Consider the following 7,959-nt stretch of genomic DNA (forward strand, 5'->3'; position numbering starts at 1 on the left):
GCGGCGTGGGGGGCGTAGGAGACATACAGGGAATCGCAGCCGACGACCAGGCCGTTGGGGATCCACAGGCCCAGGTAGGTGAGGCGGCGCGGGCGCGAGGACCACAGGAAGGCGTTGGTGCGCCAGGTCGCCGCGACCGAGAGGCGGCCCGAGGAGCGGGACGGGCGGTCGGTCAGACCCAGGCGGTAACCCAGGGCCTCCATCAGGTACAGCGCCGCCGCGAGGAGCAGACAGGTGCGCGGGGACAGGAGCGCCAGGAGCGCGCCGCCCGTCGCGAAACCGATGACCTGCATCAGCCCGGAGGCCATGTTGAACACCGAACGCCCCAGCACGAAACCGTCCTTGGGGAGGATCTCGTTCAGCAGCCCCCCGGTCACTCCCCCGCCCAGCGACGCGATCAGGCCCTGCACGAGTACGACGCCGAAGACCGCCCAGATCGGCAGTCCGGGCAGGGCCAGCACCGCCGTGAGGGCCGCGAAGGCGAGACCCATCCCGGCCAGCGTCGACCGAGGGCGCAGCCGGTCGGCGCCCGAGAGCAGGAAGGTCGCGCCCAGCACCTGCGCCAGCTGCGGCCCGAACATGCTCATCGCCGACAGCAGCGGCGAGTCGGTGGCCCGGTAGACCAGCGTGGCGAGCGACAGACCGCCGATCGTCAGGGCCGCGTTGTAGGCAGCGTAGGAGAGGAAGAAGGGGGTGAACTCCGGGGTGCGGAAGAGGTCGCGGTAGCTGCGCATGCACGGGAGTCTCGGAGCCGCCGGGAGGAGATCGTTATTGTTTCGCTCGTCGGCGAAACCTCGGGGGCGCTCATGGGTTGGTGGCAGCTCAATGCCGACACCCTCGCCCGCAGCCGGTTCACGCTCTCCCCGTTCGCCGAGACCTTCGCGAGCCTGAAGCTGCTGCACGCCGGCACCGGCGCCCATCCCGGCGAGGAGGCCTGGCTGCGCGCCCACCTGCCCGGCTACCGCGCGCTCCTCGCGGCCGACCCGGTGACCGCGCAGCTCGTCCGCGCCGGGCTCGGCAAGTCCTGGATCGCCGACTTCCTCGCCCCTCTCCCATGCGACGGGGAGCCCCTCGAGGAGACACTGGCCCAGGTGCGTGCGACCGACCCCGCCGAGGCCCGCGCCAACCTCCGCGTCTCCCTCCCCGGCCCCCTCCCCGCCGCCCTGGAACGGGACGACCTGCCGGACCGGGCGGCCGCGCTCCTGGAGTACGTCTGGACGCAGACCGTACGGCCGTACTGGGACCGTCGGCGGCGCATCCTGGAGGCGGACGTGGTCGCCCGGACCGCGCAGGTGAGCCGGGGCGGTTGGGCGGCCGTACTGGACTCCCTGAAGCCGGGGCAGACGCGCTGGCTCGGCGACAACCGGCTCCAGGTGAACGTGCACGAGTACCCGCCCCGCGATATTTCCGGCGCCGAACTCGTCCTCGTGCCGGTCACGCCAGGGCACGGCTGGGTGTATTGGGAGATACCGAAGCGGTACGCCATCGTCTACGGCTGCGCGGGCGCCCTCGCCGACCCCGGCGCCCGGCTCGTGCCCGCCAGCCTCGGCGCGCTGCTCGGCACCGCGCGGGCCGGGGTGCTCGTCCTGCTGGACTCCCCCCTGAGCACCAGCCAGCTCGTCGCCGTGACCGGGCAGGGACTGGGCTCCGTCGGCCGGCATCTGCGGATCCTGCTGGACGCGGGGCTGGTGCAGCGGCGGCGGGCGGGACGGTCGGTGCTGTACTCGCGCACGGCGGCCGGGGAGGTGCTCGTGAAGGCGGCGGGACCGGGCCACGGGCCCGACACCTACCGGAGCTAGCATCCGCTTATGACTGCTGACACCAACGCATCCCCCCTCGACGTCGAGATCGGCGCCCTCCAGGGCGGTTCCGCGGACCTCTCCCAGTACACCGGCAAGGCCGTGCTCGTCGTGAACGTGGCCTCCAAGTGCGGGCTGACCCCGCAGTACGCGGGTCTGGAGAAGCTCCAGGAGCAGTACGCGGAGCGCGGCTTCACCGTGCTCGGAGTGCCCTGCAACCAGTTCCTCGGCCAGGAGCCCGGCACCGCCGAGGAGATCGCCGAGTTCTGCTCCGCGACGTACGGCGTGACCTTCCCGATGACCGAGAAGGTCGAGGTCAACGGGGACGGACGGCATCCGCTGTACGACCGCCTGGTCGGCTTCGCCGACGCCGAGGGACACAGCGGCGACATCCGCTGGAACTTCGAGAAGTTCCTGATCGGCCGGGACGGCACGGTCGTCGCCCGCTTCTCGCCGCAGACCAAGCCGGAGGCGGCGGAGCTGGTGGCCGCCGTGGAGTCGGCGATCCAGTAACTCCCGCAGGAGGTACGGCGGTTGCCGGGGCGTTCCCGGCAACCGCCGCCGCGTGTCAGTCGCGTGCCTCGGCCAGCAGCTTCTGGATGCGGGTGACGCCCTCGACGAGGTCCTCGTCACCGAGGGCGTACGACAGCCGCAGGTAGCCCGGCGTACCGAAGGCCTCGCCCGGTACGACCGCCACCTCGGCCTCCTCCAGGATGAGTTCGGCCAGCTCGACCGAGCTCTGCGGCCGCTTGCCGCGGATCTCCCTGCCGAGCACGCCCTTGACCGACGGGTACGCGTAGAAGGCGCCCTCGGGCATCGGGCAGATGACGCCGTCGATCTCGTTGAGCATCGGGACGATCAGGTTGCGGCGGCGGTCGAAGGCCTCACGCATCAGGGCCACGGCGGAGAGGTCGCCGGAGACGGCGGTGATCGCAGCGGCCTGGGCGACGTTGTTGACGTTCGAGGTGGCGTGCGACTGGTGGTTCGTCGCGGCCTTCACGACGTCCTCGGGGGCGATGATCCAGCCGACCCGCCAGCCCGTCATGGCGTAGGTCTTGGCGAGGCCGTTGACGACGATGCACTTGTCGCGCAGCTCGGGGACGAGGACCGGAAGCGACGTGAACTGGGCGTCGCCGTACACCAGGTGCTCGTAGATCTCGTCGGTCAGCACCCACAGGCCGTGCTCGACGGCCCAGCGGCCGATCGCCTCGACCTCGGCCGCGCTGTAGACCGCGCCGGTCGGGTTGGACGGGGAGACGAAGAGGAGGGCCTTGGTCTTCTCCGTGCGGGCCGCCTCCAGCTGCTCGACGGTGACCTTGTAGCCGGCCGTCTCGTCGGCGACGACGTCGACGGGGACGCCGCCGGCGAGGCGGACCGACTCCGGGTACGTCGTCCAGTACGGGGCGGGGACGACGACCTCGTCGCCCGGGTCGAGGATCGCGGCGAAGGCGTTGTAGATGGCCTGCTTGCCGCCGTTGGTGACCAGGACCTGGGACGGGGCGACCTCGTAGCCGGAGTCGCGGAGCGTCTTGGCGGCGATGGCCTTGCGCAGCTCGGGCAGTCCGGCCGAGGGCGTGTAGCGGTGGTTGGCCGTGTCGCGGCAGGCGGCCACGGCGGCCTCGACGATGTAGTCCGGGGTGGGGAAGTCGGGCTCGCCGGCGCCGAAGACGATGACGGGACGCCCGGCGGCCCTGAGGGCCTTGGCCTTGGCGTCCACGGCGAGGGTCACGGACTCGGAGATGGCGGCGACGCGGGCCGAGATGCGGCCCTGGGGCTCGGGGGTTGCAGCGGTCATGGGCGGCAGCATCGCACCGGCCCGAGACGGGCGGCAATGCACGGCCGCCCCTGTTGATCCGCATCCATACCTTTTGCCGGTAACGCCCCTGTGTCGCGTTACGACAGACGCAATCAGGACGGTCGGCGGGCATTGATCTCGGTGCTCCCCGGACCGGAACATGAGTGACGTCCGAGCCGGTCGCACATTCCCGCCCCGGGCACTTCCACCCAGCCCTCCTGGGATTTCTCCGTCCCGGTGTCCGTCGTGCCAGAAAGCGAAACAACGCCATGCCGAGCCGTGCCCGTATCACCGCTTTCCTCTCGCTCGCCCTGTCCGCAGTCACGCTTTCCGCCGGGCTGTACGTCGCCTCCGCGGAGGCGCAGGACCAGACGTCGCCGCAGGTCAACGTAGCGACCTCGGTATCCACCAACGACACCGGCTGGGGCTGAGCCGCACCCCGGAATCCCCCACTCCATTTCTTCTGGAATTCTCCAGGAATCATCCAGGAATCATCCAGGAAAGCGAATCGATGCAGAGCGACGAGACCGGAACAGACGCGCCGCCGCCCGCCACGACTTTCGCGCAGCGCCTCAAGGAACACCGCCGCAATGACGAGTGGAAAAAGGCGCCGCGCCGTATCGAGCAGGCCGAGTGCATCGGCTGCGACTCGTGCATGCGGGCCTGCCCGCCGCAGTTCAGCGCGATCTACAACCACGGCCTCGACGTCGTGATCATCCCCGAGCTGTGCAACGGCTGCGCCAAGTGCGTCCAGGCCTGCCCCGTCGACTGCATCTACCCGGACGACGACTGGCAGCCCACCAGCCAGGCCATGTGGACCTACGTCGAGGGACAGGAGGAGTTCCGTGCAGTCGGCAACTGAGACCCGGCCCAAGGCGGACGCCCACACCAAGCAGTCCGCGCCGGAGAAGAGCCCCAGGCACACGGGGACGACCGTGACCGGCGCCTCCCCCGAGGCCCGCCCCAAGAGCGCCCGGCGCCTCGCCATGGAGGAGGCCCGGCGCAGCAAGCGGCCCAGCCGGGCGGACCGGCAGGCCGGGACCACCCCGCACCCCGACCGCACCCTCGACGACGCCGGGTTCCCGCGGCTGCTCCAGGAGACGCTGACCGCCGCCCGCACCGCGGCGAGCACCCGCGAGATGGTCGACACCCTGGTCACCCTCGGCGGCCGGCTCGACGCCGACACCGCCTGGCAGTCGCTCACCCGCGCGGAGACGGCGGCCGTACGGCTGCTGACCGCGCCCGGCCGCGCTCCCGGCGCCGGTGAGCCGGGCGGGCCCGGAAAGCCACCGGTGGATTCCGCGTTCACCAGCACCCTCGCCCTGTCGCCCCAGGGCCGGCTCGTCGTCACCGTGCCGCAGCGCCGGTCGCTGCCCGCCGAGGCCGCCGCGACCGGGGTCGCCGCCCGGATCTCCTGGAGCCGGGAGGATCTCGCCGAGTACGTACGGTTGTTCGCGGACGTACGCAGGCGCACCGAGCACGAGGTCGCCGAGTGCCGGGCACTGCTGGCGGAGCTCGGGCCGGAGGGCCGTACGACCGCCGTCGACGCGATCCGCGGCGCCGTCTTCCTCGTGCCGCCGGTCATGCTCTACAAGGACGACTCGGTCTTCTCCAACCTGAAGGACGAGAAGAACCTCACCGGCAAGAGCCTGCTGCCCACGCACCCCGACTGCTTCTTCCACCATCTCGACCGGCTGCCGCTGGAGTTGTGGACGGACGAGGAGGCCGTGGTCGTCGCGTGCCTGTGGCTGGCGTACTCCTCGGGCGGCCCCAACCGCGTCGAGAGCTTCAACGGTGTGCAGCTCACGCTGGAGAACGTCACCGACAACTTCCGTACCACCAGGGCCGTTTACCTGGAGGCGGCTCCGGAGCTGGAGATCGAGGAGATACCCGCCGAGGAACTCCCGTCCGTGCAAGCCCTGTTGACCGCGGCCGCGCAGATCGCCGCCGCCCGGGCCCGGCTGGTGGCCGAGCGGCGGATCCACTACGACATCAACGCCACCATCCGCCGCAAGTCGGAGCGGGCGCTGCCGCGCGCCGAGCGTCCCGGGCCGCACGAGCTCGGCGTCTGCGAGCGGCTGGCGGACCTGCTGCCCGGCACGGGACGGGACTTCGCCTCCGTACTGGACGTACTGGACGACGCCTGGCTCGAGGCGCCGCGGGGCGGCTTCGCGACCGGGTTCGAGGCGCTGGTGCACACGACCGTGGACGCCTCCGTCGACCTGTTCGGCGCCGACTTCGCGATGAGCCGCGGCATCCGTTCGCTGCCGAAGCTGATCGACGCGCTCGGCCGGCGGGACTGGGCGGAGATCGTCTCCTGGGAGCTGCCCGACTTCTACTGCTGCGTCGTCCCCTCGGCCCGCGCCTTCGAGCTGCACGGCGGCGACAAGGTGAAGGTCGCGGACTCGGCGTGGGCCATGTCGGCGCGCATGCAGTACAACACCTGGCACGTCATGCCGGGCAACCTGCCCAAGGACCCGGCCGTGCAGGCCCGCGACTTCCTCGCCCCGCACGTCCTGCCGGACCTCGCCGTCCACTCCGACCTGCACCACCGCGGCCATGTCGCCAACCTGATCCGCTTCTCGGCGCGCAGCCCCGAGCCGGTGCGCATCACCGACGAGATCACCTTCAAGAGCCTCACCGACCTGCGCGTGCTGCGCTGCACCGGGGAGCCCTTCGACCAGGCCGACCTCATCGGGGTCACCCATGTCGCCCGGTTCCTGGCCCAGTTGTCCGAGCGGGTCGCCGCGGCCGCCGTCGCCGGGCGCCCGATCGAGGTCACCTCCTTCGACCACCGCTGGCACCGCACCTCCATCGCCGGTCCCGTCCCTTCCCCGGAGAGTCATGTCTGAGCCGCAGCAGGTCATCATCTACGTCAACCTGCGCCGCACCCCACTGGAGCAGCGTTCCGCCCTGTACGCCGCCCACCGCCTCGGCTACGGCGTCGCGCTGATCGCCGACGCGCCGCCGGCGGGGCTGCCCACGGAGATCGTCCGTACGGTCCACCAGGTCGATACCTACGACGACGCCGCGGTGGACGCCGCGGTCGCGGCCATCGCGGCCGAGTTCGATGTCGCGGGCGTCGTCACCTGGTCCGACCCGGCCGTGGAGACGGTCAGCCGGATCGCCCGGAACCTCGGCCTTCCGGCCGCCTCGGAGGAGACCGCGCGCATCGCCCGCGACAAGTTCCTGATGCGGCAGGCGCTCACCTCCGTACGCCCCGACCTGTCCCCGCGCTTCGCCCGCGTCACCACGTGGGAGGAGACCGCCAAGGCGGCCGCCGACCTCGGCTATCCGCTGGTGCTGAAGCCGGCCACGGGCAACGGCAGCAAGGGTATTTACCAGGTGCACGGCGAGGACGAACTCCGCCCCGCCTTCGATCAGTTGACGGCGTACGTCCGCCCGGACGTGGACCGTGTCTTCACCGGGCACGCGGGCGAGATCGTCATCGAGCAGTTCCTGGCCGGCACCGAGCACAGCATCGAGGGCTGGGTGCAGGGCGGGCAGGTCCACATCGCGGGCATCACCGACAAGACCACGACCGAGCCGTACCGCCTCGAAGTGGGCCACGCCTTCCCGACCTCGCTGCCCGAGGCCTCCGTGGCCGCGGTGCACGAGCTGACGCACGCGGTCGCCGAGGGCTTCGGCATGGACGACTGCACGTTCCATCTGGAGGCCATGGTCGGGCCCGACGGCAAGGCGCGGATGGTGGAGTGCGCGGCGCGGGTGGGCGGCGACTTCATCACCTCGCACCTGGTGGGTCTGGCCACGGGCGTCTCCTTCTGCGAGAACACCGTGCGCGTCGCGACCGGGCAGCCCCCGCGGGCGGCGGAGGGCGCCCCCCTCCACTCCGGCCTGCGCAAGCTGCTCGCCCCCGCCGACGGTGTCCTCGCAGGCATCGACGGCGTCGAGGACGCGCTGCGGGTGCCGGGCGTCGAGCACATCGCCGTCGAGCGGACGGTGGGCGCGAAGGTCCAGCTCCCGCCCGCCGACTACATGTCCGGCACCATCGGCGTCATCATCGCCACCGGCGACAGCGCCGCAGCCGTCCAGGCCGCCCTGGACGCGGCCGAGGCCGCGATCACGATCAGGATCTCGGATGCCGACGCCGGCTGAACGCGACACCGTCCTCGTCGTCGGCTCCACCACCCCCTCCCCCCACGGCCAGGACCAGCTGACCCGGCTGGCGGCCCAGGCTCGCGCCCGTGGGCTCCGGCTGGTCGGGGCGGACACGGCCCGGGCACTGGAGGCCGGGGTGTGGCGGATGCCCGCCGACGTGACGCTGCCGCTGGAGTACGCCGATCCGGACGCCTGCCGGGAGTTCGCCGCCGCGCATCCCGGCGTGGCCGCAGTGGTCACCGTCAA

8 protein-coding genes and 1 pseudogene are annotated in these 7,959 nt (G+C 71.7%); 7 read left to right on the top strand and 2 right to left on the bottom strand.

Annotated elements, in window-relative coordinates:
• A pseudogene (locus ACTWQJ_RS41575) lies at positions 1-734 on the bottom strand (MFS transporter); the annotation flags it as partial.
• Positions 735-806: 72 nt separating this feature from the next.
• Between ACTWQJ_RS41575 and ACTWQJ_RS41580 the strand changes: the two are divergent.
• The gene (locus ACTWQJ_RS41580) at positions 807-1,799 is read left to right on the top strand and encodes an ArsR/SmtB family transcription factor (RefSeq protein WP_443311604.1); all 993 of its coding nucleotides are present in this window, start codon (positions 807-809) and stop codon (positions 1,797-1,799) included.
• Between the two features lie 9 nt (positions 1,800-1,808).
• The gene (locus tag ACTWQJ_RS41585) at positions 1,809-2,312 is read left to right on the top strand and encodes a glutathione peroxidase (RefSeq protein ID WP_443311605.1); all 504 of its coding nucleotides are present in this window, start codon (positions 1,809-1,811) and stop codon (positions 2,310-2,312) included.
• Positions 2,313-2,367: 55 nt separating this feature from the next.
• On the opposite strand, the gene ACTWQJ_RS41590 is transcribed toward ACTWQJ_RS41585, so the two are convergent.
• Positions 2,368-3,594: a pyridoxal phosphate-dependent aminotransferase gene (locus ACTWQJ_RS41590; RefSeq protein ID WP_443311606.1), complete on the bottom strand. Its 1,227-nt coding sequence runs from the start codon at positions 3,592-3,594 to the stop codon at positions 2,368-2,370.
• A 269-nt stretch (positions 3,595-3,863) separates the two neighbouring features.
• On the opposite strand from ACTWQJ_RS41590, the gene ACTWQJ_RS41595 reads away from it, so the two are divergent.
• The 5 genes from ACTWQJ_RS41595 to ACTWQJ_RS41615 all read left to right on the top strand — a co-directional run.
• On the top strand, positions 3,864-4,025 hold the full coding sequence (locus ACTWQJ_RS41595) for a hypothetical protein (RefSeq protein ID WP_443311607.1): 162 nt from the start codon (positions 3,864-3,866) through the stop codon (positions 4,023-4,025).
• A gap of 80 nt (positions 4,026-4,105) precedes the next feature.
• Positions 4,106-4,456: a 4Fe-4S dicluster domain-containing protein gene (locus tag ACTWQJ_RS41600; protein WP_443311608.1), complete on the top strand. Its 351-nt coding sequence runs from the start codon at positions 4,106-4,108 to the stop codon at positions 4,454-4,456.
• Positions 4,440-6,446: a hypothetical protein gene (locus ACTWQJ_RS41605; RefSeq protein WP_443311609.1), complete on the top strand. Its 2,007-nt coding sequence runs from the start codon at positions 4,440-4,442 to the stop codon at positions 6,444-6,446. The genes ACTWQJ_RS41600 and ACTWQJ_RS41605 overlap by 17 nt, the downstream gene beginning before the upstream one ends.
• Complete coding sequence (locus ACTWQJ_RS41610) at positions 6,439-7,710, top strand: ATP-grasp domain-containing protein (protein WP_443311610.1); 1,272 nt, start codon at positions 6,439-6,441, stop codon at positions 7,708-7,710. The genes ACTWQJ_RS41605 and ACTWQJ_RS41610 overlap by 8 nt, the downstream gene beginning before the upstream one ends.
• The coding region (locus ACTWQJ_RS41615; protein WP_443311611.1) for a hypothetical protein at positions 7,694-7,959 on the top strand (266 nt) is incomplete at its 3' end. The genes ACTWQJ_RS41610 and ACTWQJ_RS41615, both read left to right, overlap by 17 nt.

This window comes from Streptomyces sp. KR55, from assembly GCF_052245645.1.
Lineage (GTDB): Bacteria > Actinomycetota > Actinomycetes > Streptomycetales > Streptomycetaceae > Streptomyces > Streptomyces flavusporus.

Excerpts from the sequence above, each read along its gene's own strand:
- ACTWQJ_RS41580 (WP_443311604.1), top strand. The coding sequence starts at position 807 with ATGGGTTGGTGGCAGCTCAATGCCGACACCCTCGCCCGCAGCCGGTTC.
- ACTWQJ_RS41585 (WP_443311605.1), top strand. The coding sequence starts at position 1,809 with ATGACTGCTGACACCAACGCATCCCCCCTCGACGTCGAGATCGGCGCC.
- ACTWQJ_RS41590 (WP_443311606.1), bottom strand. The coding sequence starts at position 3,594 with ATGACCGCTGCAACCCCCGAGCCCCAGGGCCGCATCTCGGCCCGCGTC.
- ACTWQJ_RS41595 (WP_443311607.1), top strand. The coding sequence starts at position 3,864 with ATGCCGAGCCGTGCCCGTATCACCGCTTTCCTCTCGCTCGCCCTGTCC.
- ACTWQJ_RS41600 (WP_443311608.1), top strand. The coding sequence starts at position 4,106 with ATGCAGAGCGACGAGACCGGAACAGACGCGCCGCCGCCCGCCACGACT.
- ACTWQJ_RS41610 (WP_443311610.1), top strand. The coding sequence starts at position 6,439 with ATGTCTGAGCCGCAGCAGGTCATCATCTACGTCAACCTGCGCCGCACC.